At 66.5% G+C, this 24,045-nt stretch carries 26 protein-coding genes and 1 riboswitch; of the genes, 11 read left to right on the forward strand and 15 right to left on the reverse strand.

The window, feature by feature from the left end:
- The gene (locus Q9293_RS01920) at positions 1-1,197 is read left to right on the forward strand and encodes a hypothetical protein (protein WP_306249480.1); all 1,197 of its coding nucleotides are present in this window, start codon (positions 1-3) and stop codon (positions 1,195-1,197) included.
- Between the two features lie 12 nt (positions 1,198-1,209).
- Here Q9293_RS01920 and Q9293_RS01925 read toward each other — a convergent pair whose 3' ends face one another.
- Positions 1,210-2,502 (reverse strand): chloride channel protein, encoded by a 1,293-nt coding sequence (locus Q9293_RS01925; protein ID WP_306249481.1) that lies wholly within the window; start codon positions 2,500-2,502, stop codon positions 1,210-1,212.
- 77 nt (positions 2,503-2,579) lie between these two features.
- Here Q9293_RS01925 and Q9293_RS01930 point away from each other — a divergent pair, with 77 nt between their 5' ends.
- Positions 2,580-3,812 (forward strand): cation:proton antiporter, encoded by a 1,233-nt coding sequence (locus tag Q9293_RS01930; protein WP_306249482.1) that lies wholly within the window; start codon positions 2,580-2,582, stop codon positions 3,810-3,812.
- Between the two features lie 15 nt (positions 3,813-3,827).
- On the opposite strand, the gene Q9293_RS01935 is transcribed toward Q9293_RS01930, so the two are convergent.
- The 6 genes from Q9293_RS01935 to Q9293_RS01960 all read right to left on the reverse strand — a co-directional run bounded on the left by Q9293_RS01935 (position 3,828) and on the right by Q9293_RS01960 (position 10,163).
- Entirely contained in the window at positions 3,828-4,511 is a 684-nt protein-coding gene (locus Q9293_RS01935) for a hemolysin III family protein (RefSeq protein WP_306249483.1), read from the reverse strand.
- 238 nt (positions 4,512-4,749) lie between these two features.
- Positions 4,750-5,541 carry an ABC transporter substrate-binding protein gene (locus Q9293_RS01940; protein ID WP_306249484.1) on the reverse strand — a complete coding sequence of 264 codons (792 nt, stop codon included), beginning with the start codon at positions 5,539-5,541 and terminating at the stop codon, positions 4,750-4,752.
- Positions 5,538-6,266, reverse strand: a complete 729-nt coding sequence (locus tag Q9293_RS01945; protein WP_306249485.1) for an ABC transporter ATP-binding protein — start codon at positions 6,264-6,266, stop codon at positions 5,538-5,540. Before Q9293_RS01945 ends, Q9293_RS01940 begins: the two co-directional genes overlap by 4 nt.
- Positions 6,263-7,249 (reverse strand): iron ABC transporter permease, encoded by a 987-nt coding sequence (locus Q9293_RS01950; protein WP_306249486.1) that lies wholly within the window; start codon positions 7,247-7,249, stop codon positions 6,263-6,265. The genes Q9293_RS01945 and Q9293_RS01950 overlap by 4 nt, the downstream gene beginning before the upstream one ends.
- Positions 7,246-8,097, reverse strand: coding sequence for an ABC transporter substrate-binding protein (locus tag Q9293_RS01955; protein WP_306249487.1), 852 nt, complete (start codon positions 8,095-8,097; stop codon positions 7,246-7,248). Before Q9293_RS01955 ends, Q9293_RS01950 begins: the two co-directional genes overlap by 4 nt.
- Positions 8,097-10,163, reverse strand: a complete 2,067-nt coding sequence (locus tag Q9293_RS01960) for a TonB-dependent receptor (RefSeq protein WP_306249488.1) — start codon at positions 10,161-10,163, stop codon at positions 8,097-8,099. The genes Q9293_RS01955 and Q9293_RS01960 overlap by 1 nt, the downstream gene beginning before the upstream one ends.
- A 71-nt stretch (positions 10,164-10,234) precedes the next feature.
- A riboswitch (cobalamin riboswitch) is annotated at positions 10,235-10,462 on the reverse strand.
- A 37-nt stretch (positions 10,463-10,499) separates the two neighbouring features.
- On the opposite strand from Q9293_RS01960, the gene mtnP reads away from it, so the two are divergent.
- Complete coding sequence (mtnP, locus tag Q9293_RS01965) at positions 10,500-11,375, forward strand: S-methyl-5'-thioadenosine phosphorylase (RefSeq protein ID WP_306249489.1); 876 nt, start codon at positions 10,500-10,502, stop codon at positions 11,373-11,375.
- Positions 11,375-11,884, forward strand: coding sequence for a hypothetical protein (locus tag Q9293_RS01970; RefSeq protein ID WP_306249490.1), 510 nt, complete (start codon positions 11,375-11,377; stop codon positions 11,882-11,884). Before mtnP ends, Q9293_RS01970 begins: the two co-directional genes overlap by 1 nt.
- 36 nt (positions 11,885-11,920) lie before the next feature.
- Here the strand turns inward: Q9293_RS01970 and Q9293_RS01975 are convergent, their stop codons facing one another.
- A complete protein-coding gene (locus Q9293_RS01975; RefSeq protein WP_306249491.1) occupies positions 11,921-12,259 on the reverse strand; it encodes a helix-turn-helix domain-containing protein in 339 nt (112 codons plus the stop codon).
- Positions 12,260-12,420: 161 nt separating this feature from the next.
- Between Q9293_RS01975 and Q9293_RS01980 the strand changes: the two genes are divergently transcribed.
- The 5 genes from Q9293_RS01980 (at position 12,421) to Q9293_RS02000 (ending at position 16,685) form a co-directional block, all read left to right on the forward strand.
- The gene (locus Q9293_RS01980; RefSeq protein WP_306249492.1) at positions 12,421-12,858 is read left to right on the forward strand and encodes a DoxX family protein; all 438 of its coding nucleotides are present in this window, start codon (positions 12,421-12,423) and stop codon (positions 12,856-12,858) included.
- Between the two features lie 53 nt (positions 12,859-12,911).
- Positions 12,912-13,889: a polysaccharide deacetylase family protein gene (locus Q9293_RS01985; RefSeq protein WP_306249494.1), complete on the forward strand. Its 978-nt coding sequence runs from the start codon at positions 12,912-12,914 to the stop codon at positions 13,887-13,889.
- 59 nt (positions 13,890-13,948) lie between these two features.
- Positions 13,949-14,863: an alpha/beta hydrolase gene (locus Q9293_RS01990; protein ID WP_306249496.1), complete on the forward strand. Its 915-nt coding sequence runs from the start codon at positions 13,949-13,951 to the stop codon at positions 14,861-14,863.
- Positions 14,864-15,022: 159 nt separating this feature from the next.
- A complete protein-coding gene (locus tag Q9293_RS01995) occupies positions 15,023-15,775 on the forward strand; it encodes a hypothetical protein (RefSeq protein WP_306249498.1) in 753 nt (250 codons plus the stop codon).
- A 91-nt stretch (positions 15,776-15,866) separates the two neighbouring features.
- Positions 15,867-16,685, forward strand: coding sequence for a peptidoglycan DD-metalloendopeptidase family protein (locus Q9293_RS02000; protein WP_306249499.1), 819 nt, complete (start codon positions 15,867-15,869; stop codon positions 16,683-16,685).
- A gap of 31 nt (positions 16,686-16,716) precedes the next feature.
- On the opposite strand, the gene Q9293_RS02005 is transcribed toward Q9293_RS02000, so the two are convergent.
- A complete protein-coding gene (locus Q9293_RS02005; protein ID WP_306249501.1) occupies positions 16,717-18,261 on the reverse strand; it encodes a methyl-accepting chemotaxis protein in 1,545 nt (514 codons plus the stop codon).
- A gap of 184 nt (positions 18,262-18,445) precedes the next feature.
- Here Q9293_RS02005 and Q9293_RS02010 point away from each other — a divergent pair, with 184 nt between their 5' ends.
- Positions 18,446-18,802 (forward strand): cupin domain-containing protein, encoded by a 357-nt coding sequence (locus tag Q9293_RS02010; protein WP_306249503.1) that lies wholly within the window; start codon positions 18,446-18,448, stop codon positions 18,800-18,802.
- Here the strand turns inward: Q9293_RS02010 and Q9293_RS02015 are convergent.
- Complete coding sequence (locus Q9293_RS02015; protein WP_306249505.1) at positions 18,746-19,702, reverse strand: DMT family transporter; 957 nt, start codon at positions 19,700-19,702, stop codon at positions 18,746-18,748. The genes Q9293_RS02010 and Q9293_RS02015 overlap by 57 nt on opposite strands.
- Before the next feature lie 124 nt (positions 19,703-19,826).
- On the opposite strand from Q9293_RS02015, the gene Q9293_RS02020 reads away from it, so the two are divergent.
- Positions 19,827-20,690: a sugar nucleotide-binding protein gene (locus Q9293_RS02020; RefSeq protein WP_306249508.1), complete on the forward strand. Its 864-nt coding sequence runs from the start codon at positions 19,827-19,829 to the stop codon at positions 20,688-20,690.
- Between the two features lie 8 nt (positions 20,691-20,698).
- Here the strand turns inward: Q9293_RS02020 and rdgB are convergent, their stop codons facing one another.
- From rdgB to Q9293_RS02045, 5 genes are all read right to left on the reverse strand, one after another.
- Entirely contained in the window at positions 20,699-21,286 is a 588-nt protein-coding gene (gene rdgB / locus Q9293_RS02025; RefSeq protein ID WP_306249510.1) for an RdgB/HAM1 family non-canonical purine NTP pyrophosphatase, read from the reverse strand.
- A 156-nt stretch (positions 21,287-21,442) separates the two neighbouring features.
- Positions 21,443-21,661, reverse strand: coding sequence for a helix-turn-helix transcriptional regulator (locus Q9293_RS02030; protein WP_306249512.1), 219 nt, complete (start codon positions 21,659-21,661; stop codon positions 21,443-21,445).
- Positions 21,662-21,663: 2 nt separating this feature from the next.
- Positions 21,664-22,182, reverse strand: coding sequence for a DUF2975 domain-containing protein (locus Q9293_RS02035; RefSeq protein WP_306249514.1), 519 nt, complete (start codon positions 22,180-22,182; stop codon positions 21,664-21,666).
- A gap of 147 nt (positions 22,183-22,329) precedes the next feature.
- Complete coding sequence (locus Q9293_RS02040) at positions 22,330-23,331, reverse strand: ThiF family adenylyltransferase (protein ID WP_306249516.1); 1,002 nt, start codon at positions 23,329-23,331, stop codon at positions 22,330-22,332.
- 184 nt (positions 23,332-23,515) lie between these two features.
- Positions 23,516-23,980: a hypothetical protein gene (locus Q9293_RS02045; protein ID WP_306249518.1), complete on the reverse strand. Its 465-nt coding sequence runs from the start codon at positions 23,978-23,980 to the stop codon at positions 23,516-23,518.
- Positions 23,981-24,045 lie beyond the last annotated feature (65 nt).

A 24,045-nucleotide genomic window follows, 5' to 3' on the forward strand; every position in this document is an offset into this window, starting at 1 on the left:
ATGGGCAAATCCTCTGCGCTCCTCGAAGACGCCACCGGCATCCGCATGGCCCTGCAGCGGCTTTGCGTCGCCGGCAGCCGCCTGGAAGTGGCCTACAAATCCCAGCGGGCCTCGTACCCCATCCTCACCGAAGATGGCGAGCGGCTGGCCTTCCGCATGTCCTTCGACGACATCGGCACCTGGGGCCTCAAGCCTGGCGAGAACCTCGCCCTGAAGCTCAAGGACCGCGGCCTGGAATACGAATGCGTGGTGGCCCATGCGGGGCAGGAGGTCATCGAAGGCGTGGAGACCTGCCTGGCCACCATCCCCCGCGTGTTGCGCCGCTCGGACTTGCACCGCTTGGCGGATTTCATTCCCGACCGTGCCCCGGCTCAGGCCCACGCGGCCACCTTCACCAACACCCGCAACGCCCTTCTCGATGGCACGGTGCAGAGCTTTGGCGAAGAAGGGCTGGAACTGGTGCTCCGCAACACCAAGCAGGACATCCGCGAGCTGTTGCGCATGGGAGAGGAATCGTTGCTGGACGTGCCCCTGGATGGCGGCCTGCGCCTGCGGGCGCCCACCACGGTGGCCTACTTCGGTGACAACCTGGTGGGCCTGCGCTTCACCAAACAGGCCGACGCCAAGATGCTGGATCAATACCGCACCTGGATCCAGGATCAGCAGCTGGTCCAGGCCCAGCAGGACCGGGATGAATTCATTCCCAGGGGCTTCCAGGAAGCCACGGCGCGCATCAACCGGGCCGCGGCCCTGCCCACGGTGAAGGTCATCGTGGACCGCGATCCCATGATCCTGCTGCTGACGGAGAAAGAAGACTTCGCCCGGCGCCTGGGCGAGGCGCTGAGCCGCAAGTTCGGCCTGGCCATGCTCGACCACATCAAGGGCCCCGTGAAATCGCAGCTCAAGGGCATCGAGGCCGAGGGCCAAGCTGGAAGCCCGGATTGGGGACGGGCCCGCATGGTGGTGATCCACAACCAGCTGCGGCTCACCAGCCCCCTGGAACTCTGCCGCCAGCTGGTGGAGCAGGAGGGCTGCCCCGTGCCCGTGATCCTGGCGGGCACCGAAGAGGACGAAGCCAAAAAGCGCCATCACGCCGTGGCCGCCGGCGGCGTGGACTACGTGGTGGTGGAGCCCTTCCGCATCCTGGCCATCCTGCGCCGACTGGATGAAACCCTCAGCCTCTTTGAAGGCGTTTGAGGCACCTGCCCTTCAGTCTGCGCGGGTGCCTTCAAAAGCCGCGACGGTGGCCACGAGAGCTGGCACCACCAGGGCCGCCTGGCCGGTGGTTTCCGCAAGGAAGACCACAGGCACGAGCAGCGTGCGATGTACCGCGCCCGCGAAGGCGCTGGCGCCCACCAGGGCGAAAAGGCCCGGCTGTCCCAGACCCGCCCAGACATCGAACACCGCGCCCACGGCGGCGCCCATGGCCACCGAAGGCAGCCAGGTTCCGCCCACGCCGCCCCCGGCGAAGGTCAGCGCCGTGGCCGCGAGCTTGAGGGCGAGGAAGGCCAGCGCCGCGGAAGGCAGGGTGTCGCCGCGGATGAGGTGGGCCACCAGGTCCAGGCCACTGCCCTGAGTGATCGGAAGGCCCGGCCACAGCCAGGCTCCGGGAAGCGCCAGGAGCACGAGCCCGAGCCCTGCCAGGGCGCCCCGCGCCGGCAGAGAGAAGCGGCGCAGGTGGTGGCGGCCGAACCGGAGCAGACGGCGGAAGAGGGAGGCGGCGACGGCGCAGGTCAGGCCCAGGGGCAGGGCCCAGAAGATCTCCCGAACCTGCAGGTGGTACGTGGCTGGAGTGCCGAGCAGGGGGGCGTTCCCGCGCAAGGCGACGAACGCGAGGTAGCCCGTGGCCGAGGCCACCAGCGCGGGCGCGGCCTGCACTGCGTTGAGTTCGCCTTCGTGCTCCACCGCCAGCAACGCGCCCGAAAGCGGGGCCCGGAAGATGGCGGCCAGAGCGGCAGCGGAGCCCGCGGTCACCACGACTCCCGGCTGGGCAAGGAACCGCCGCAGTTGGGGGAAGCGGCGCGCAAGGCTGCGCATCCAGCGGTGGAACTGGGCCCCCACCGCCGCGCCCAGCCACTTCGCGGGGCCTTCGGTGCCGGCGCTGCCGCCGAAGCCGATGGTGAGTCCGCAGGCCATCACTTTGGCGAGGCTGGGCCCGAGCTGGAAGGTGGTGAGCGGATGCGTGCGGGCCTGCACGAGGTCCCGGACCAGGGAGACCTCTCCGACCCGGGTCACCCGCAGCCAGAGGCCCGCCAGCAGGAGCCCCAGAAAAGGCATGCCCACCAGCGCAAGGCCCCGCCAGTGTTGGCCCGAGAGCAGGTGTTCCAGCCTTTGGAGGCCTGAGAGGGCCAGGGCCGCGACCACGCCGATGACGGCGCCCATGGGCAGCACGGCCAGGGCCAGCCGTCGCGCCTGGGCCACCATGCGCAGGGCTCGCAGGCGGGAGGGCAGTGCGAGGGGCCGTCCTCCACCCAATGGCTCCAAAGCCGGTTTGTCTGTCATGGCTCCAGTGTGGGCGTCTCTTGTCGGCTCCGTCTACCTCATCACTGGGATTGGCTTCGGCGGTGGTTTAATGGCCCATGCCCTTCGCCTTCCTGATGCACGATCCCCTGGCCGGCACCCTCATGCTGCTGGCTCTGCTGTGGCTGTCCGCCAAAGTGGGTGGCGAGTTGGCGGTGCGACTCAAACTGCCAGCCGTCACGGGCGAGCTGGCCGTGGGACTGGCGCTCACGGCCCTGCACCGGGCCTGGCCCAGACTGCCCGAGGTGGCCGCCTCGCCCGGCGCGGAGCTGCTGGGTGGCCTGGGCGTGGTGGTGCTCATGTTCGCGGTGGGCCTGGAATCCACCGTGCCGCAGATGCTGAAGGTGGGAATGGCCTCGCTGCGCGTGGCCCTCATCGGCGTGGTGATGCCCATGGCCGCAGGCCTCGCGGGCGCGTGGCTGCTGCTGCCCAAGGACGCGCCGTTCGTGCTGGATCTCTTCATCGGCGCCTGCCTGTGTGCCACCAGCATCGGCATCTCCGCCCAGGTGCTGCGCGAAAAGGGCGCCTCGGATTCCCTGGAGGGCCGCATCATTGTGGGCGCCGCCGTGGTGGATGATGTGCTGGGCCTGCTGGTGCTGGTGGCGGTTTCGGGCCTCGTGGGCGCCGCCTCGGGCGGAGCGGCCCTGGGGCCGCAGCTGGCGAAGACCTTGGGCCTGGCCCTGGGTTTCCTGGCCGCCGCGCTCACCCTGGGCCGCCTCGCCACGCCGAGGCTGTTTCAGCTGGCCAGCCGCTTCCGGGGCGAGCAGGTGCTGCTGCCCCTGGGCCTGGGCTTCGCCTTCCTGCTGGCCTGGCTGGGCAACCTCGCGGGACTGGCCTCCATTGTGGGCGCCTACGCCGCGGGCCTCATCCTGGAACCGGCCCACATCGTGGATCTGGAGCGCCGCGAACAGCACACCCTGGAAGAGCTGATCCATCCCCTCGTGACCGTGCTCTCGCCCCTCTTCTTTGTGCTCATGGGTGCCAAGGTGGATCCTGCCGCCCTCTTCAAGCCCGCGACGCTCGGTTTCGCGGCGCTGCTGGCCCTGCTCGGCATCATCGGGAAATACTTCGCCGGCTACGGCGGCGGCAAAGGCACTCGCGTGGCGGTGGTGGGCTGGGGCATGGTGCCCCGGGGTGAAGTGGGCCTCATCTTCGTGGCGGCCGGTGCGCAGCTGCACCTGAACGGCGTGCCCCTGCTCAGCCCTGACATCCAGGCAGGCATCATCGGCGCCCTGCTGCTCACCACCGTCGCCGGGCCCGTGGGGCTGGGCTGGGTGCTGCGGCGGTCTTGAGCTGGACGCGCTGCTTCAACCGAGAACCTTCAGCACTGTGATGAAGTGGCTGGCCGTTCCGCCCAGCACAAAGAGGTGCCAGATGCCATGGGCATGGCGCAGGCGGCGGCCGAGCAGGTAGAACACCAGGCCGATGGAATAGCAGAGGCAGCCGGCCAGCAGCGACAGCGATCCCTGGCTACCGAGTTTCCGGACAAGGGGTCCAGCCGCGGCGAGGCCACACCAGCCCATGAGAAGGTAGAGGGGCACTGCAGGCAGGGCGTGGCGATCCCACCAGAGTTCCTTGCCGATGCCGAGCGTGGCGAGACACCAGACGAAGCCAAGCAGGCTCCAGCCCAAGGGCCCATGCAGGGTGACGAGCGTGAAGGGCGTGTAGGTGCCCGCGATCAACACGTAGATGGCGCAGTGGTCGGCCTTGGCCCAGCGCTCCTTGGCGGGGCCGCGAAGGCCATGGAACACCGTCGAAGCGGCATACAAGGCGATCATGGCGAACCCAAACACGCTGGCGCTGAGGATCCTGAGGAGCTCTCCCCCCTGGGCCGCGCGGGTGATCAGAAAGGCGGAGGCCCCAAGGGCCAAGGCCAACCCGGCCAGATGAGTCAGGGTGTTCAGCCGCTCCCCTTCAGGGAGGTCCGAAATCCCAGGTCTAGGTGCGGCGAGCGCCTGCAGGGAAGGATCCGATGTCAGCTGCAGGTCCATGCGCCGCCCTCCTGGTTGTGTCAACTCTAGGGTGGGTGAAGCACATGACAGCCCTGTGAAAGCGCTGCTGATTCGGGGCGGCTTCATACCAAGTTGCGTTCAATCCAATCGAAAAGGGGGTTCACCACCAAGGCACCAGCGCACCAGGACACCAAGAACTGCATGAAGAGCGGCTCTGGTTTCCCTTGGTGTCTTGGCGCCTTGGTGGTGTTCCTTATCTTTTGAACTCAAATCCGCATCAGGCCTCTGTTTTGTGTAACTGCCCCTGCAACCACCGCGCCGTGTCGAGAAAACTGGGGCCGTCGTGGATGATGTTGCGGCCCTTGGTGATGTCGGAGGAGATGATGCGGGGGCCCCAGGACCAGCCGCGTCCGGCCAGCGTGGCGGCGGCATCCACCGGGTATTCAGGCTCCTGGAAGAAGAGGATGGCCTGGGGCCGGAGGGCCGCCACCAGTTCCAGATCGGGTACCGGGTAGGCTTCGGAACGCACGGTGGGCACCGCGACACCGCCCGCCAGCTCCACCAGGTCGTGGATGAAGGAAAGACCCCCGATGCCGCGCAGGTGGCGACCGCACCACATCTCGATGAACACGGTGGGGCGCAGCGGTGGGGTGGAAGCGATCAGCTCCGCGAAACCCGCTTCCATGCGGGTGCAGAGGGCCCGAGCCTCGGCCACACAGTGCATGAGGCCGCCCAGGGCGATCTGGTTTTCCAGGATGCCGAAGCGGCTGGCAGGCAGGGGCAGGGCGTGGACCGGCAGCCCCGCCTCAGTGAGGCGCTTGGCGAAGGCGGTCTGGATGCCCGAGGTCACCAGCACCAGGTCCGGCTCCAGGCTGCGCAGGTGGTCGATGTCGGCCTTGAGGTAGTCCCCTGCGATGGGCACGCCGAGGTTGGGTACGTAGCGGCCGCAGTAGGGCGTGACGCCCACCAGGGCCTCGCCGCAGCCCAGCGCGAAGAGGGTTTCCGTGGCGCTGGAAACGAAGCTGATGACGCGGCGGGGCGCTTGTAGGGGGATCTGGTTCTGGGTCAAGGCAGCTCCGGGACAAGGCTTTCGACGAAGGTGGCTTCCACCTGGAAGACCTCGCGGATGAGCGCCGCCGTGAGCACCTCGTGGGGCGGGCCGTTGCCCACCAGGCGCCCCTGATCCAGCACCAGCACCCGATCGAAGCGGTAGGCGGCGCGCAGATCGTGGAGGCTCACCACCACGGTGCCGCCGCCATCCGCCAGCCGCCTTGCCAGTCGCAGCACCTCCAGGGCGTGGCGCACATCCAGCTGGGCCACGGGTTCATCCCAGAGCTGGATGGGAGCCTCCGTGGCCAGGGCCCGCGCCAGACCCACGCGGTGCCGCTCGCCGCCGGAGAGCCGCGTCACGGGGCGTTCCGCGAGGTGGGTGAGATCCAGCTGCGCCAAGGCTTCATCCACGCCGCCGAGGTCATCGCCCCAGGCGTAGCGACCCTGGGCCACGACCTCGCGCACGGGGAAGGCGAACTCGAACTGGGCTTCCTGGCCCACCCAGGCCAGCTGGCGGCCGCGCTCCTGGATGGCGATGCGCGACAGCGACTGTCCATTCCAGCGGATGAGCCCCTCGGCGGGAAGCAGGCCCGCCAGCGCCTGCACCAGGGTGGATTTCCCGGCCCCGTTGGGGCCCACCATGGCCACCAGCTCGCCAGGGCCCAGGCTCAGCGACACGGCCTCCAAACGGCCGGGCACAGCGAGGTCGAGGGCCTGAAGGGCACTGTTTCCCGAGGCCGTCATCGGGGCCTCCGCAGGAGCCACAGGAAGAAGGGACCGCCGATGAGGGAGGTGACCACGCCCAGGCGCAGGCCCAGGGGGAAGGTGCGGGTCACCAGGTCGCAGGCCAGGAGGAAGATGGCCCCGCCCAGCATGGAATAGGGCAGCATGCGGCGGTGGTTGGGCCCGAAGGCCAGGCGCAGCACGTGGGGGACCACCAGCCCCACGAAACTCACAATGCCCGCCACGGCCGTGGCCAGGGCCGTCAGCACCGTGGAGAGGATGATGAGCTGGCGGCGGAGGCGGCGCACGTCCACGCCGAGGCTTTGCGCGCTCTGTTCGCCCAGGCTCAGCAGATCCATGGCACGGCCCAGGGGCAGCAGCAGGGCGCAGGCCACCAGGATGCCTGGAACGCCCATCCATACGTGCTCCCAGCTGCGGCTCTCCAGCCCGCCCATGAGCCAGAAGAGGATCTGCGCGTTCACCTCGAAGTGCCCCGCAGTGGTGGTGAGCAGGAAGCTGGTGCCCGCGCCCAGCAGGGCGTTGAGCGCCACGCCGGACAGCAGCAGCCGCTCGGTGCCCGCGCCTCGCTGGGCCAGCAGCAGCACGGCGCCGGTGGCGGCGAAGGCGCCCGCCACCGAGGCCAGGGGCAGGGCCCACATGGCGACAGCGGTGAAACCGAGCAGGGGCCCCATGGCCAGCACGCCCACGGCGCCCAGGGCCCCGCCGCTGCTGACGCCCAGCAGGCCGGGGCTGGCCAGGGAATTGCGGAAGAAGGCCTGCATCACCACGCCGCTGGCGCCCAGCGCGGCACCCACTGCCATGCCCACCAGGGCCCGGGGCAACCGGAAGTCACGCACCACCGTGCGGGCCACCTCATCGCCATGCCCTGCGATCGCCGAGACCACCTGTCCGAAGCTCAGCCGCAGTTCACCGAAGGCCAGAGAGGCCAGGAAGGTGAGCACCAGCAGGGCCAGCAGCAGGGGGATGGCGAGGCGAGTCTTCACCGGAAGCGTTCCGGATGCAGGGCCCGCGCGAGCGTCTCATAGGCTTCAACACGGTGGTGCGAGACGCTCGACATGACGGAACCGGGGAGGGTCACCACACGGCCGGCCTTGAACGCCGGGAGGGCGCGGTAGTGGGGGATGCCCGCCAGCAGGGCCTTCGTGCCTTCGTCGCCGGAGCCCACCAGCGCCTCGATGTTCCAGACCAGCAGCTTCTCTGATGGCGTGGGTGCATGGCCCTTGAGTCCGGCCTCGGTGGCCACGTTCAGGGCCCCGGCGTGATCGCAGAGGTCCTGGAAGGTGGTGCCGGCCCCGGACGTGAAGGGGTAGATGCCGGCGCTGACCACGCGCACGGGCCTGACGCCCTTCAGCCGCGCGGCGAGGGCTTCGACGCGGCCCTTGGTTTGCGCAATGACAGCCTCGGCCCGGGCCTCCTGGCCCAGTTCTTTGCCGAGCAGGCGCAGGCTGGCGTAGACATCCTCCATGGTTTCGTAGCGGTCCATCACCACCAGCCGGACCCCGGCCCGCTTGAGCAGGGCCAGGGTCTCGGGGCGGGTGAAGCCCGCGGCCAGCACCAGGTCGGGGTGGTGGCGCAGCACGCTTTCCGCATCGCTGTCCTTGATGGCGGGATAGCGCTTGGCCTCCTCAGCCACGGGGCTGAAGCGGCCATCGCGGCTGATGTGGCTGAGGGCGGCAATCTGGCCGGGATCGGCCAGGGCCAGCAGCAGCTCGTCCGTGCCCACGGCCTGGCTGACCACGCGCTGGGGTTTGGCTGCCAGCAGGGGCAGGGCGACCACCAGCAGGCAGGGCAGGATGCGGGCCAAGCTGTGGGACAGGAACGAGCGAACCATCACCACCTCCAGGTTGCGGCCAGGGACCAGCGGGGGCCCGGGGCGGGGAAGCCGTAGACCAGGGCAGCGTCGCCGTTCTGATCGTAGCGTCCGCTGAGCCAATCCTGGACCGATTGCTTGGGCTGCAGCAGGTGCTCACCCCGCAGGGCCACCGTGAGGTTCTTCACGGGCTCGTGCGACAGGCCCAGGCTGAGGTTTCGGTAGGGCTTGGCGGCGATCACCTTGTAGCTGGTGTCGTTGAGGTCGTAGCGCGAGCCCACGCGGTCGAAGCGCAGGTCGGCGCGCCAGGTCCTGGTCTGGGCGAAGGCAGACAGGGCACCGGTGAAGAAGGGATGCCGCACGATGGCGGTGTTCTGCTGGCCGTAGCGCTGGCCGTCGCTGTTGTGGTCGAGGTCGCGGGTGTCCTGGCTGCGCAGGATCACATCCCAGCCGCAGGCCACCTCCGATCCGCCGCGCCAGCCCAGGGCCCCTTCGAGGCTCTGTGCCTGGATGGAACCCAGGTTCGAGTAATGGGATGTGAACAGGGGCGGGAAGGCGAAGCTGGTGTCGTAGACGTAGGCCAGCAGGTCGTTGATGCGGGTGCGCTGGGCTTCCAGCCGGTATTCCCAGTGGCCCGCCAGCAGGCCCGTGGCGCCTAACTGGAAGGTGCGGCTGCGCTCGGGCAGGATGGCGTAGGCCTTCTTGTCCTGGGCTTCGGCCTGGGCGTTGAGGGCGAACTCGGTGGTGTTGGGCATGCGGAACCCCTGGCCCGCGCTGGCGTAGAGGCGCAGCTCCGGCGTCACGGTCCAGTTGAGACCCGAGCGCCAGGTGCCGGCTTCGGCTTCGCCCGCGCGGCTGCGCTCGCCCGTGCTCAGGCGCGTGAGGTCACGGTGGCCTGCGTCGCGGCGCACGCCCGCCACCCAGTCGAGGCCCTCGAGAAGGGTCCAGCGGCTTTCCAGAGCGCCCGCCAGGTCCCGGCCTTCGCCCCGGTAGAGCACGGCGGCGTAGGTGGAGGGGTCGTAGTAGTTCTTCGCGTGGCTGGTGTCTTCGCGGCCTTCAAGGCGGCCCGACAGACGGAAGGCGGTGGAGGGGGTCCAGTGCAGGGTGAGCTGATCCTCCACCCGGCGGAAATCACGGTCCGTCTGCTGACGCAGCGGCCCGTTGGGATCGCTGGTGTTGCCGGAGAGGGCCTGCAGGGTGTTCTCCAGCACCAGGCCAGGGGCCAGCGGCCACTTCAGGCTGGCGCCCCAGTTTTCCTGGCGGGCCTTGGTCTCGCGGCCCGGCTGGTAGGCGCGGGTGGTGGCGAAGGTCGGAGGCGGGGCCACAGTGGTGAAAGGCACAGAAGCTGTCTGGCCGCTGTTGCGGTAGAAGCCCATGAGATCGGCGCTGCCCAGCTTGGTGCCCAGCCGCAGGAAACCGCCGGCCTGGCGGAAGGCGTCATTGGGGAAGCCGTTGTCCTGTTTCGTGGCTTCGCCGCCCGCGGCGAGCCAGCCCTGGGCTCCCGCCAGCTGCACCTGGGCCGTGGCGCTTCGCAGGTTGTCCGTGCCCGCCTTCAGGCCCGTCTGGCCGTGGAAACCGTCGCCGCCGCGACCTGCGCTGGTGAGCGCGATGACGCCGCCGATGGCATCGCTGCCGTAGAGCACGGAGGATGGGCCCAGCACCAGCTCCACGCGGCTGATGCCCACGAGGCTGAGGGTACCGAGATCGGCGCTCACGGCGGTGGGATCGTTGAGGCGCAGGCCATCCAGGAGCACCACCACATTGCGGCTGAGGGTGCCATTGAGGAAGGCCGAAGCAGTGGCGCCAGGGCCGCCGCTGGGCATGACCGCGCCGGGCTGCAGGACTTCCAGCAGCTCCGCCAGGGTGCGGCTGCCCAGACGGGCCAGTTCGTCGGCTTCGACGATGCGCACGGGGGCCGGGGTGCGGGTGACCTCCACCGGTTGCGCCTCGGCGCTGACGGTGACCGTGGCCTCGCCGGGCTTGCGGTCGGGTTCGGCGCTGGCCCCGGCGCTGACTCCGGCGCCGGCGGCATGGGAAAGGACAGACAGGGCTGCCAGGGAGAAGAGAACGCGGGAATGACCCATCATGCCTCCACGCATGACGTCGCGGCGGCGGGGCGGATCTCCCCGGAGGGGACATGGCCCAGCCCGTTCCCGCGACGGGGGGTGAGGTGGTGGACCGGTCTCCGGGCTCGCACGCGACAGGGGCCTTGCAGCTCCCCTCGAGCCTTCCCGGGACGATTCCCAGTGACTCGAGCTTGAGGTCTCACGCCGGACTGGCTTGGCCTGAAGTTGGCCTGGCGTGGTGCATACCGTTGCGGGGCAGCGCAGGAATCTCACCTGCTTCCCGAACATCCAACACGTGAATTGTCAGAACCTCAAGGGAAGCACAGCGGAACGGCCTTCGGCAAGTACAATGGCCCCATGCGAGCACCCATCGGCATCATTGGCGGCAGTGGTCTCTACCGGATGGAGGGCCTGGCCCTCGATCAGGCGGTGGATGTGGATACGCCTTTTGGCGAACCGTCCGGGCCCGTGCACCTCGGTACCTTGGATGGCGCACACGTGGCCTTCCTGGCGCGGCATGGTGAGGGGCACCGCTTCACGCCCAGCGAAGTGAACTACCGCGCCAACCTCTGGGCCCTGAAATCCCTGGGCGTCGAGCGTCTCATCTCGGTCTCCGCCGTGGGCAGCCTGCAGGCCCGCCACAAGCCCGGAGAGCTGCGGCTGGTCGGGCAGTTCATCGACAAGACCCGGCATCGCAAAGACACCTTTTTCGGCGAGGGGCTGGTGGCCCACGTGAGCTTTGCGGAACCCACCTGCGCCCACACGACGAAGACGCTGCTGGACACGGGTCGAGCACTGGCCCTGCCCATCGAGAGCGATGCGCTGTATGTGTGCATGGAAGGCCCCGCCTTTTCCACCCGGGCCGAAAGCCGTCTGCATCAGAGCTGGGGCGCCGACCTCATCGGCATGACCCAGGTGACCGAGGCGCGCCTGGCCCGCGAGGCGGAGCTTTGCTATGCCTGCATCGCCCTGGTGACCGACTACGATGCCTGGCGCGAAGAGGAGGAAGGCGTGGACGCGACGTCAGTGCTGGAAGTGATGCACGCCAACGTCGACAAGGCCCAGCGTCTGCTTCGCAAGGTGGTGCCGCAGCTCTCGGGCTCAGCGCGCTCCTGCGCCTGCGGGCAGGCCCTGAAGGCCGCCCTCTTCTCGGCGCCCGAGGCCGTTACCCCCGAAGCCCGCCAGCGGCTGGACCTGCTGGTGGCGAAGTATGGATTCGGCGTGGTGGGCTGATGGCCAAGCCCCAGGGGCCCGCACAGCCCAGCGCCAAGCTGCAGGCGCTGCTGAAGGACTTCCAGCAGATCGCCAGCATGTCGGGTTACCTCAACCATTCTTTTGATCCGCCGCAGCTGCGCCTCTTCTTCACGCTCTACGGCCGGGTGATGCTGGAATCCCCAGTGGAGGGCCTGGTCCTCACGCCGCAGCTGCAGGCCTGGTGCGAGGCCCTTTCCAACCGTCTGCGTGAGGGCAGTTCCGGCACCATCATGCAGCCCCAGGTGCAGGTGAGCGCCCCGCAGGTCATGCCCGATGGCCGTGACTACCTGGTGGCCACCCTCACCTTCAACACGAAGGTCACCGAAACCTCGTACCTCCGCATCCGCACAGCCATCCTGGCGGCCTACAAGGATGCGGTGCGGATGCGGGAGGTGGGATTTTCCGCACTGGCCGAAGGCGATGAACCCATCCCCAACGAGGAACCCCCAACTGAGTACCCGGGCGCTTCGGCGGAGTCGGAGCCGTAAGATCCTTCCGGGTTCGCAGCGCGGGATCCCTGAAGCCTAAATGGCCTGGTTCAGTGAAAGATGCTCGACGCCCCAGGTGCGCAGTGCCCGCAGAATGGGCTCCAGCGTGCGTCCGCGAGGCGTGAGGGAATACTCCACCTTGGGAGGAACCACCGGGTACACCTCGCGGTGGATGAGGCCATCTGCTTCGAGTTCCCGCAGCTGCAAGGTGAGCATCCGCTGAGTGACACCGTGGAGCCGACGCTGCACCTCGTTGAATCGCAGCGGGCCTTCCAGCAGGTGGAAGAGCACAAGGCCCTTCCATTTGCCTCCGATGAGATCGAGGGCGGCGCGCACCGGACAGATCGCTTCGCGGTCGGCAGGTGGCAGGTCCATGGCGACTCCAGTGGAAGCCCTCAGTATACAAATGGGAACCACCTATCAAAAATGTGCGTACTTGTTCAGTTGCCTGGGCCTTCGCAAGCTTCCAGAACCGCGCATCCGGGGCTTTCCGCCCCGTCCCCATTCCGGGGAGCGCGATTTGCTGAGGAGCTCTCATGTCCCGGGAATCCACCCTGCCAGCGGCGGCGAAAGAACGGAGGGCGGCCTATGCCATCCTCCGTCTGAGCCTCGGCGTGAATATCCTGTTGCACGGTTTGGTCAGGCTTCCCCACCCGCAGGCCTTCGCTCGAACCATCGCTTCACAATTCGCCGGCACACCGGTTCCAGAATTCGCGGCCCTGGGGTTCAGTCTGGCCCTTCCGTTTCTGGAGAGCGGCATCGGGCTGCTGCTGGTGCTTGGTTGGCAGACCCGGTGGGCCCTGAGGGCAGGTTCGCTGGTGATGGTCGCGCTTGTGGCGGGGACCGCTCTGCGCAGCGATTGGCACACCCTGGGTGTCCAAGTGGTCTATTCGATCTTCTACTACCTGCTGCACCGAGACATCTCGGACAACGGCTATGCCCTTGACGTCTCGCGCCGCCGCAAAGCGGTCTGACGGTTCGCAGCAGCCGTCCAACTCCCACCACCACTCGCATGAGGAGCTTTTCCATGGCCTTGTCTCTGCGCGCCCTGGCGCGTCCCTTCCAATCCGCCACCCTGGCCCTTTCCGCATTCCTGCCCCTCGTCGCCGGTGCCGTTCCCGCGGGACCTGAACGCCCCTGGCCCAACGGCGCCCGGCTGGTCATTTCCTTCTCCATGCAGTTTGAATCGGGAGGCCAACCCGAAGGCGCAGAGAGCCCCTTTCCGAAGGTGCAGATGCCACCCGGGCAATCCGATCTGGTGGCCCGCAGCTGGTATGCCTATGGGTACAAGCAGGGCATTGCCCGGATGCTGGATCTGTGGGACGAGCACCAGATCAAGGTGACCTCCCATGTGGTGGGAGAGGCCGCCGTGCAGCATCCGGAAGTCGCCCGAGCCATCGCGGAGCGGGGCCACGAAATTGCCGCGCATGGCATGCGCTGGGATAGCCAATTCAACATGCCCTACGAGGAGGAGAAGAGGTTCGTGGAGGATGGGGTGGTCGCCGTGGCCAAGGCGACTGGACAGCGGGCGGTGGGGTACAACTGCAATTGGCTTCGCCGTGGACCGAACACCCTGAAGGTGCTTCAAGATCTGGGCTTCACCTATCACATCGATGACCTCAGCCGCGATGAGCCTTTCGTGACCTTGGTGCGGGGAAAGAAATTCGCCGTGGTTCCCTACACCCTGCGCTGCAACGACATCATGCTCGTGGAAGGAAGGCATTTCTCCGCGGACCAGTTTCTGGCCCAGCTGACATTGGAATTCGACCGCCTCTACCGCGAAGGGGCATCCGCGCGGCGGATGATGTCCGTGAGCCTCCATGACCGGATCGGGGGCAGCCCCGCCATGGTGCAGGCGGTGGATCAATTCATCCGGTACGCCAAGGCGCACGCCGGAGTGCGGTTCATGCGCAAGGACGAGATTGCCAAGGTCGTCCTGGAAGAACCGCATCCACTGATCGACACGACTGAAGCCCCGTTCAATGAAGGCAGCGGGCGCCCCTGACGGGATGGGAAAGGCGGATGACGTCTTAAGCCGCATGGCCAGGCGTGCGTAGTCTGGCCATGCGCTCCCGTTGGATCCGACTCCCGCTTCTGGTGCTGGCCGCCTGGGCGGTGGCCAGTGTGGCCCTTGGCTGGTGGGTGCTGCCGGGTCTGTTGCTGAACCCACCGCTGCCCCAGCGCACGGAAGCGCAACGCGCTTCGATTCGCCAGATGCTTCAGGGAAAGGATGGATCCTTCACCTCGGTCCGAGTGCCGGGAGGTCAAGGGGCGCCGCTGGAACTCTGGCACCTGCGTCGGGCCGCGCCTCGTGGGGCGGTGATCTACCTGCACGGCTTCGGGGACGATGTGTGGGGAACCCTGGGTAGAGCGCGTTCGTTGCCTGAGTGGGACGCCGTGGGCTTCACCTTCCGAGGTCGGGATCGGAACCCTTCAACTCCATGCACCATGGGTGGCTGGGAGCGGCAGGATGTGGTCGCCGCCTTCCGCTACCTGGAGGCCGCTGGATTCCCGGCTGAACGGATCGTCATCGCCGGCTGGAGCATGGGTGCCGGGGTGGGGCTGCTGGCCCTTGAGGATCTGGAACGCGAGGGAAAGCGGCCCGGCGGGGCTTTGCTGGAGTGCCCCTTCCAGGATCTCCATCGCGCCGCCCGGGATCATATTCGGGGAACCCTGGGACACCTCGAGCCTCTCGCCACCCTCGCCGAGCGGGTCGCCCTTTGGGCTTCCGCGCGGCAGGCGCACTTCGATCCCGCGTCGGTCTCGCCACTGCGTTCAGCAGAGCGGATCGGGTGCCGAATCGCCTTGATCACAGGCGATGCGGATCCGGAAACGCCTGTGGACGGGGTGCGGGGCATCGCACGCTTCCATCCGGATCTGACGATCATCCACGGTGCCGGTCACTGCGAAGCCAGCAACCGCTTCGAGGGTGGGTGGGGAGGCTGGGCCCAAAGCCGGATAAAGACCTGGGGTTTATGAGACATGACTTCGGGGCAGACTTATACTCTTTATGGATCTCATTCGATGGTTGAACGCCCCTCTTGTGATGGAGGAACGCCCATGGGTCAGTCTGAAGATTCACTGGTTCCACCGGAATGGCGTTCCGGAGAGTTGAAGTGCTCCCGGTTAGGGAAGTGGTTGTGGCTTCCCCTGTACGGCGCTGTGGTCCTCGGGCTTCTGTGCTGGCGGGTGGACCTGTCGGTGCCACCCTCGTTGCCTGCGGTGGTGGGGGTGTCCCTGGCCTCCTTCGAGCCGCCGGAGTTCCGCCCCCTTCCTGGCCCCGCGCCCGGACCGCCTGGTGGAAGCAACCGGAAGGGAAATGACGCCATTGATGCGCGCCTGCTGACGCTCCCGGCCCTGGACGTGATCGAGGCGCCTCCCACGCGGGTTCTTCCAGTCGTTGAGCCCGAGTTCCAGCCCTCAGCTCCACCCCTCATCGTGGATAAGAGCCTGCCGGTCGTACCCGGTGGCAATGGGGTTCCTCGCGGAGATGGATTGGGTTTCGGGCGGGGGCATGGCGATGGGGTGGGAAACGGTACGGGACAGGGGGGCCGAGGAATCCTGAAGCTGGTTAAATCGGTCGCACCGGACTACAGCCATGACCCCGCCTTGTCACCCATCGATGGGCAGCGCGTGAAAGTCTGCCTCCAGGTGGGGAAGGATGGGGTTCCCTTCGATGCACGGGTGGTGTCCGCGGCGGGTTATGAGCCCAGCTTCCCAGCGACCCTGAAGGTGGCTCTGGCATGGCGGTTCCAGGTACCCAAGGGGTTTGCAAGCCGCGCCCCCTTTGAAGTATTCGTGGACTTTACCTACCGGCAAGATCAGGCCAAAGCCAAACGCCCTGGGCGCAGCACCCAGGTGTCCGAGGTCGCGCCCATTGTGGTTGAGTGAGGCCGTCTGCCGCAGGCAGCGCGCCTGAACGCGGAGAGGTGAAGGCTTCACGTCGATGGACGTGCACGCCACTTCCGGGTAAGAGTTCTTCATGAATCGAATTGCCGCGAAGCTTGGCTTGTTCTCCTTGGGGGTCATCGGATCCGCTTCGGCTTGGGCGGGGGTGGCTTCTCTCCCCTTCAAGCCCTCCCCCGTCCCCGGCGGCGTGGCGGTGGTGGCTGTCGCCGGAAAGGAGGCGCCGCCGAAGGTCACCTACCGTGGTGAGCCGGTGCTGACGCGAAAAGGTGACCGAGGTTGGGTGGCCGTGGTGGGGATTCCCCTCAGCGCGAAGGCGGGTCAGGACACGATCGAGGTGGATGGCCGACCCGTGCCCTTCACCATCAAGCCCAAGCAGTATCCCGAGCAGCGGGTGAAATTGAAGAATCAGCGCCAGGTCACTCCGAGCGAGGAGGACGAAGCGCGCATCGCCAAAGAGCAGCTGCTCATGGGGCCAGCCTGGAAGGCCTGGCCCGAGGGACTGACCGCCTCACTGAACCTGCGCCAGCCCACGCCGGGCAGCCTCACGGCCTCCTTTGGGATGCGGCGCATCTTCAACGGCGTGCCCCGTTCGCCGCACTCGGGCCTGGATATTCGCTCGCCTCAAGGCCAGGCGGTGCGGGCGCCTGCGGGCGGGGTGGTGGTGCTGACGGGCGATTTCTTCTACAGCGGCAACGCGGTGTTCGTGGCCCACGGCGAAGGCGTGGTGAGCCTGCTCTGCCACCTCTCGAAGATCACGGTGAAGGAAGGCCAGAAGGTCCAGGCTGGTGATCTGCTGGGCGAGGTGGGCATGACGGGGCGGGCGACGGGGCCGCACCTGCACTGGTCCCTCAGTCTCAACAATGCGCGGGTGGATCCGCGGCTGTTCCTGTAGCGGCACAGGGCATCGCCCTGAAAGCTGGCCATCAGACCTGGAATTGTTCGGATTCGGTGCGCAGATCCTCCGAGATCCGGGCGAGCTCACTGGCGGTTCGGGCCACTTCCCGGCTGGTGGCGGCCAGCTGGGTGCTGGCCGACGCGGTTCGCGCATTCTCTTCCGCGACCTGGGTGACCACCCGCGCCACCTCATCGGCGGTGCGGGCCTGTTCGGTGCTGGCCTGGGCGATCTGAAGCACCGTTTCCGCAGCGCGCTCGGCCTGCGTCTTGATTCCCTCCAGGTGCGCGACGACCGCGCTGACGCTGCGTTCACCTTCGGCGACCGCAGATTGGGACGTTGCGATGAAATCCTCGATTTCCCTGGCGGAGGCCTGGGAACGCTCGGCGAGTTTCCGCACTTCTTCGGCGACAACGGCAAAGCCCTTGCCCAGGCTTCCAGCCGTGGCTGCTTCGATCGCCGCATTGAGAGAGAGCAGGTTGGTCTGGTTCGCAATGTCCCGAATGACGCCGATGGCTTCAACCATCCGGTGCGTGCTTTCCCGGACTGCGGACATGGCCTGGGCGGTTTCCTCGCCCACGCGGGTGCCCGCCGTGGCGGCCTCTGCTGTGAGTTGCGACACTTCCCGAGAACTGTTGGCGTTCTGAGAAACCGTTTCGATGGAAGCTGTCAGCTCGGTGATGGCGCTGGCCATCTGCTCCGTGCGGCTGCGCTGCACTTCGATGCCGCGGTCCAGTTCATCGGTCGTCGCGGAGAGCTGATCTGAGGTGGCCGAAAGCTCGGTGCTGCCGCTGGCCACCTGAAGGGACTGGTCGCGGAATTGCCGCAAGGCCCCGCGGAGTTGCCCGTTGTAGCGGTTGAACGCCTTGGCGAGGGCCCGGATTTCGTCATCCCCTTGTTCTTCCAGGACCAGGGTGAGATCCGAACGCTCCATCCCCGCCACCATCCGGGCGAGGGGCAGGCTGATCTTGTTGGCCAGGTACAACATCGTGAAGTAGGCCGCCAGCAGGGCCAGGAGCGTGATTCCGGCAGCGACCCAGAGAAGGGTGTAGAAGGTGCTGAAATACTCACTCTTCTTGACGCCGACATAGAAGACGCCGATCACGTTTCCGGTCGCATCCCGGATCGGGTCATAGGCGGTGAAGTAGGCTTCGCCGAGGATGGTCGCCTCGCCCCGGTAGCCCAGGCCCTTTCCGAGGACTGCGTCCCGGGCTGGGCCTTGCAGCTTGGTGCCTATGGCCCGCTTTCCGTTGGCTCCCATCACATTGGTAGAGATGCGTGTATCACCCAGGAAGACGGTCGCCGTGCCTCCGCACAGCTCCTTCACTTTGTCGGGGATTTCAAAGTTGTCGTTGAAGGCGTAATCGCCGACGAACAGCTGGTTGTTGGCCACCCTGAACCCACTTCCCTTGTGGTTGGCCAACTCCCAGAGGGTCTTGATGCGACTCTCCTGCATCGTGATCGCCTGTTTCTCTAGGGAGGCGTAGACCATCAGCAGGCAGACGGCCGTCACCATCACGGTGGTGAGGGCGATCAGGGCCCCGCTTGATAGTGAGATTTTCTTGCCGATCTTCATGGCGCCCTCGAAAGCTTTGTGACTGCTTCTTTTCGGGAGGCCGGCTGGGTATCAGTACTTTTACTCCGCCGGTGGCGTGGGCCGTCGGGCTGCTTACAGGCGATGGGGTCCGGCTCTGATTCAACGGGGGCTGGCGGAGGTGGGCCAAACCCAGGCCCTTGGTATGCTCACCGTGGAGCAACCCATGATTCGAAGGCACGCCGAATTCATCGAAGAACCCAAGCAGAACATCCGCGGCGGGCTGGGAACCGGGCGCAGTGTGGAGCTGCTGAAGAACGGCGACATGGCGCACATCCTGAGCCTTGGACGCACCACGCTGGAGCCCGGGGCCTCCATCGGGGAGCACGCCCATCCCAACACGGAGGATCTCTATCTGATTCTGGAGGGCCGCGGCACGGGCATCCTCAATGGCGAGCGCTTCCCCGTGGAGGCGGGGGATCTGTTCCTGGTGAAGGCCGGTGGCGATCACGGCCTCATCAACGATTCAGACAGCCCGCTCACGTTCCTGGGCGTGCTCACGCGGGAGGCGGGGAGCCTCTAGGTGCTGCCCCCGGGTCTGCACGAGGATCACGCCGAGGATGGCGATGGCGCCGCCCACGAGGGTGAGAAAGGCGGGGACTTCCCCCAGCCACACCCAGGCAATGAAGCAGGCGATGACCGGCGAGAGATACAGAAAGCTCGAGAGCAGCGACGCAGGCATGCGCGAGAGGGCGTAGTTCCACAGCACGTAGGCGATGGCTGCCGGGAAGATGCCCAGATACATCACGGCGAAGGTGGCCGCCGGGGCGGCGGTGGGAGCGCGGTGGAGCAGGCCCGGCAGGAAGACCAGCATGGGCAGGGTCCCGGCCCAGATGGAGTAGCAGGTGAATTCGATGGCCCGGTAGCGCCGCAGGCTCTGCTTGGACAGGATGGAATAGATGGCCGCCACCGCCGCTGATAGCAGGATGAGCAGGGCCCCTGGTGTGAAGCGCAGTCCCTTGCCGCCACTGAGCGCGATGAGCGAAACGCCGACGAAGGCCAGGAAGATGCCGCTCCAGCCCAGGCGGGTGAGGCGCTCGTTCAGGAACAGCGCGGAGAGCAGGGCCGTGAAGACGGGTCCCGCGGAGATGAGCATGGAAGCGGCGCCTGCATTGACCGTGACCTCGCCGAAATTGAGGGCCACATGGTAGACGCTGATGCCCAGGAAGCCCGCGAGGCCGATGCGGGGCAGATCCGCGCGCTCGGGCAGTCGCATGCGGGTGGCCATGGCGAAGATGCCGAGGGCGATGGAAGCGGTTCCGAATCGCAGCAGGGCGAGTTCGCCTGGGCCGTAGCCATCAGCTCCGGGGGTTCCCGTTGAAGAGAGGCGCAACCCGGCGCGAATGCCTGCAAAGGCCGAGGCCCACAGCAGCAGCACGCCCGCGATGGCCAGCCAGGTTCGGGGTTCCCGTTTCCACGTCATGGCTTCCAACATACCAGCGGCCATCTGCGGGCTTCGTCGCCAGGGGCCGCCTGTTCGGGATTCCGGCCCTTGGATAGCATGTCTGACCGTTCCGCCCGCTGCGGAGGGTTTTGGGGGATATGCCTTGAACACCGAGTCCAGACCTCTTGTCATCACGGGTTCTGACGGATTTCTGGCCTCCCGGCTGGTCCGGCATTTGGAGCGGCGCTTTCCCGTGGTGGGACTGGGCCGCCGCGAGCTGGACATCACTTCCGAAGGTGCGGTCCAGAACACCTTGGAGAGGCTCCAGCCGCGCCTCGTGATCCATGCGGCGGCGGTGTCGGATACCGGAGCCTGCGAGCGGGATCCGGCGGGAACCCACCTTGTCAACGTGGAGGGTTCTCGTCACGTGGCCAGGGCCTGCGGCGGGGTTGGCGCCAAGCTGATCTTCCTCAGCTCAGATCAAGTGTTCAACGGCAACCCCGAGCCCGGCGCCTACCCCGAGGACCGCCAACCCGTGCCCAACACGGCCTATGGCCGCCAGAAGCGGGAGGCCGAGGGGGTGGTGCAGACATTGGCTCCGGATGCGGTGGTGCTGCGCCTCACGTGGCTCTTCGACTGTCCACAGCGGCTTCTGCGAACCAATGCCAACCTGGTTTGGAACGTGCTCCGGGCTGCGCTGCGGAACCAGCCGCTGACCCTGCCGACTCGGGAGTTCCGGGGCCTGACCTATGTCCACGATCTGGTGGAGCGCTTCGATGGGTTGCTCGACCTGCCCGGAGGAACCTATCACGCGGGCAGCGAGAATGACCTTTCCACCTATGAGGCAGGTGCCCTCGTTCTGGAGGAACTGGGGCTGAGCCATCGCCTTTCCGAGCTGCTGGTGGCGGATGATGAGCGCTTCCGGAACGCGCCCCGCGACTTGCGGATCTCCAGTGAGCGATTGGCCTTCCCCACGGCAGCCGAAGGCATCCGCCGTTGCGTTCAGGAGCATCTGGGGCGGTTGTAGCGGGAGGGCTAAGCCAGGCGCTCTTTCAGCGCAGCGCAGGCACGGGCGCGGTGGCTGAGGCTGTGCTTGATGTCCGAGGGCAGCTCGCCGAAGGTGCGGGTGTGGCCTTGGGGGATGAAGATGGGATCGTAACCGAAGCCGCCTTCGCCCCGGTGTTCCTGGGCCAGGCTCCCTTCCACCGAGCCGCTGACGGTGAAGGGCGGACCGCTGCTGGGCAGGTAGGCCAGCACGCACACGAAGCGTGCCCCGCGGTCGGCCACCTCGGGCAGCAGGCTCAGCAGGCGTTGGTTCTTGAGGCGGTAGTCGGACAGATCCGGCGCGAAGCGCGCACTGAGCACGCCCGGGCCACCCCAGAGGGCATCTACGCAGAGGCCTGAATCATCCGCCAACACGCCGTCTACGGGTTCCGTGCCGTGCTCGTTCCACCAGGCGCGTGCACCCTCAGCCTTCTGCAAGGCATTGTCCTGAAAAAAGGCGCCGGTCTCCGGAAGCTCCGGCGCGTCCTTGGGCCAGAGCACGAACTGGAGGTGAGGCAGCAACTCGGAGAACTCCCGGAGCTTGCCGGCGTTGCGGGAGGCGAGCAGAACTTTCAACATGAAGGCATCACCTGTGCGTCAGAGATCAGGAATTCTGAAAGCTGAGGAAAGCGGAGGGGCGGAGGATAGCGGAAAAATCAGTCCTCAGCATCCCACCACCTCGGTGTACCAGCTGCGGGCGCGTGTTTCGATGTTGACCCTCATGAGCTCAAGATCTCATGGCTGGAGGTTTTCGGCCTCGAAGGCCAGCAAGTCACCCGGCTGGCAATTGAGGGCCTTGCAGAGGGACTCTAGCGTCGAGAAGCGGATGGCCTTCGCCTTGCCCGTTTTAAGGATGGAGAGGTTGGCCAGCGTGAGATCCACGCGCCCTGCGAGTTCAGTGAGGCGCATCTTTCGGCGCGCCAGCATCACGTCGAGGTTCACAGTGATTGGCATGGCTAGACCACCAGATCCTGTTCGTCCTGCAATTGCCGGGCGTCGTCCATGATCCTGGCGAGCACCAGGAGAGCGAGCCCAACCAGCAGGTAAAGCAACTTCGGACCCAGATGGACAATCATTGTCGGCACGATAGCCAGAATTGAGTGCTTAGGAGCATAGGCAAGTATGCACCCCACGGGAAAGGCCCCCATCCACACTGCCGCTAGGAGTCGAAAACTCCGTAGGGAGGCGGTTCGGAAGGCTTCGCCTCGTGCGTGGGCCCTGAAGATGCCACGGCAAGCCCAGAACCCCAGCAACCAGAGGGTGCCCCAAAGCGTTAGGGCCAGCAGGAGCAAGGGGTGTCCGTTCATGCCCGTCAGGCGTGCCAGCCAGGATCGGTCGTAGCGCGTAAAGATGAGGATCCGAGCCACCTTGTATGGCTCGGCAAAAGCGACCAAGCAAATGATCAGGACGACGATTGTTTGTCCTGCTGTGCAGAGATGCTGGAGCCAGCGGCTGAGGGCCTGGAGACGGGACATGAGACCTCCGGAGAGGTATCCAGTATTGCATATTTTATTGTTTATCAATGTTTTTTTATCGAGTATAGGCGAAAAACCCTGATGGCCCCGCAATGCCAACCCCTCACCGAATCACCAGCGATTGGATATCTGCGGTTCAATTTCCCCTCAGCATCCCACCACCTCGGTGTACCAGCTGCGGGCGCGCTCGGGTGTCATGGGGCCGTGCACGAGGGCGCGGCCATCGGCGAAGAGGGTGATTTCGTCATCGCCTTCGCGGCCCTTGAGCATGAGACCCGCTTGTTTCCAGGGGCTGCGGGTGCGGGTTTCGAGGCGTTGCTTCAGGGTGGCGAGATCCAGCTTGCCGGGCGGGTTGACGCGGATCTGCACACCCTCCAGCCCGCAGAGGGCGCTGGCCTTGATGCTCCAGCGGGCATCCAGGAATTCGGTGATCTTTTCCGTGCAGAAGCGGCAGCGGGACTTGGGGGATTTGAGGAACTGGCGTTCGTTGTTCCAGAAATCGAAGCGGGCCAGGTCACCGTGGGGGGGCTTGCCCGTGAGCACCTTGAGGGCCTCCATGGCCGCCCAGCTGCCGATGATGCCCACGGTGGGACCCAGCACGCCCGCGCTGTCGCAGGTGTCCACGTCGCCGCCTGCCGGGGGTTCTTCGATGAGGCAGCGCAGGCAGGGAGTGTGAGGCGGGTTCAGGGGCCAGATGACGCCTTCACCGCCGATGGCGCCCGCGTAGATCCAGGGCGTGCCGGTGAGGATGGCCACATCGTTGATGAGGAAGCGGGCCTCGAAGTTGTCGGTGCCGTCGCAGATGAGATCGAAGCCGGAGAGCAGCTCCCGGGCGTTGCCGCTGGTGAGATCGGCCACCACGGGTTCCAATTCGATGCTCGAATTGGCGTCGGCAAGGCGTTCCCTGGCCACTTCGGCCTTGGGCCGTCCCAGGTCGGATTCGCCGTAGAGGATCTGGCGCTGGAGGTTGGAGGCTTCCACCAGGTCGCGGTCGATGAGGGTGAGATGCCCCACCCCGGCCCGGGCCAGCCAGGGCGCGATGACCGAACCCGTTGCGCCCAGGCCCAGGACGGCCACCCGCTTGGCGCGCAAGGATTCATCGGCGTCGCGGCCGAGAAAGATGCGTTGCTTGGCATAGCGGTTGAACATGGACCGTCCCCTGACTTTCAGCCCCCAGTCTAAGCCGCGGTCGCAAAACCATTCATGCCTGCCTCCCGAGGGCGGCATAAGGGGCCGTCACGGAAGGGGTTCACGGGCACGGGCATTCCGTAACGGGCCCAAAAAGCAACGCGGCGCCCGGGTGGGCGCCGCGCACAGAAAAGAAAGGGAAGCCTTAGTTGCCGCCCTGACCGGCCTCGGCCATGGCCTTCTCGTATTCGGCCTGGAGGCGGCTGGCATCGGAGATGGCGAACTTGTAGACGTACTCGAAGCGGTCGGCACCCTTGGTCAGGGCGATGATCACTTCGTAGACGCCCTCGGCGGTCACTTCAAAGGGGCTGGCGATGACGTTGAAGGTGCCTTCCTTGGCGCCGTCGGGAATCTGCACGTCGCTGTCGCGGATCACGTCCTTGCGGTCGCCGGTGGGGCTCACGATGGAGAAGCCGAACTTGAACTGGCCATCCATGCGGGAGAAGCGGGTGTAGAAACACACCTTGGGCAGGGTGAAGGGCACCTGGGGCACCACGATGTGATGGTCGTAGAGGCCCATCAGCGAGGTCTTGCCACCCATTTCCTGGCGGATGTCGTCGCACAGCAGCGTGAATTCGTGCTTGGGGGCCTTGATCTGGACTTCTTGCATGGGGGCTCCAAAAAGAGGGGGCATCCTTGGGTGAAGGGAAAGTTTACCCTTGAACTGCCCCCCTT

This window comes from Geothrix sp. PMB-07 (assembly GCF_030758935.1).
GTDB lineage: Bacteria > Acidobacteriota > Holophagae > Holophagales > Holophagaceae > Geothrix.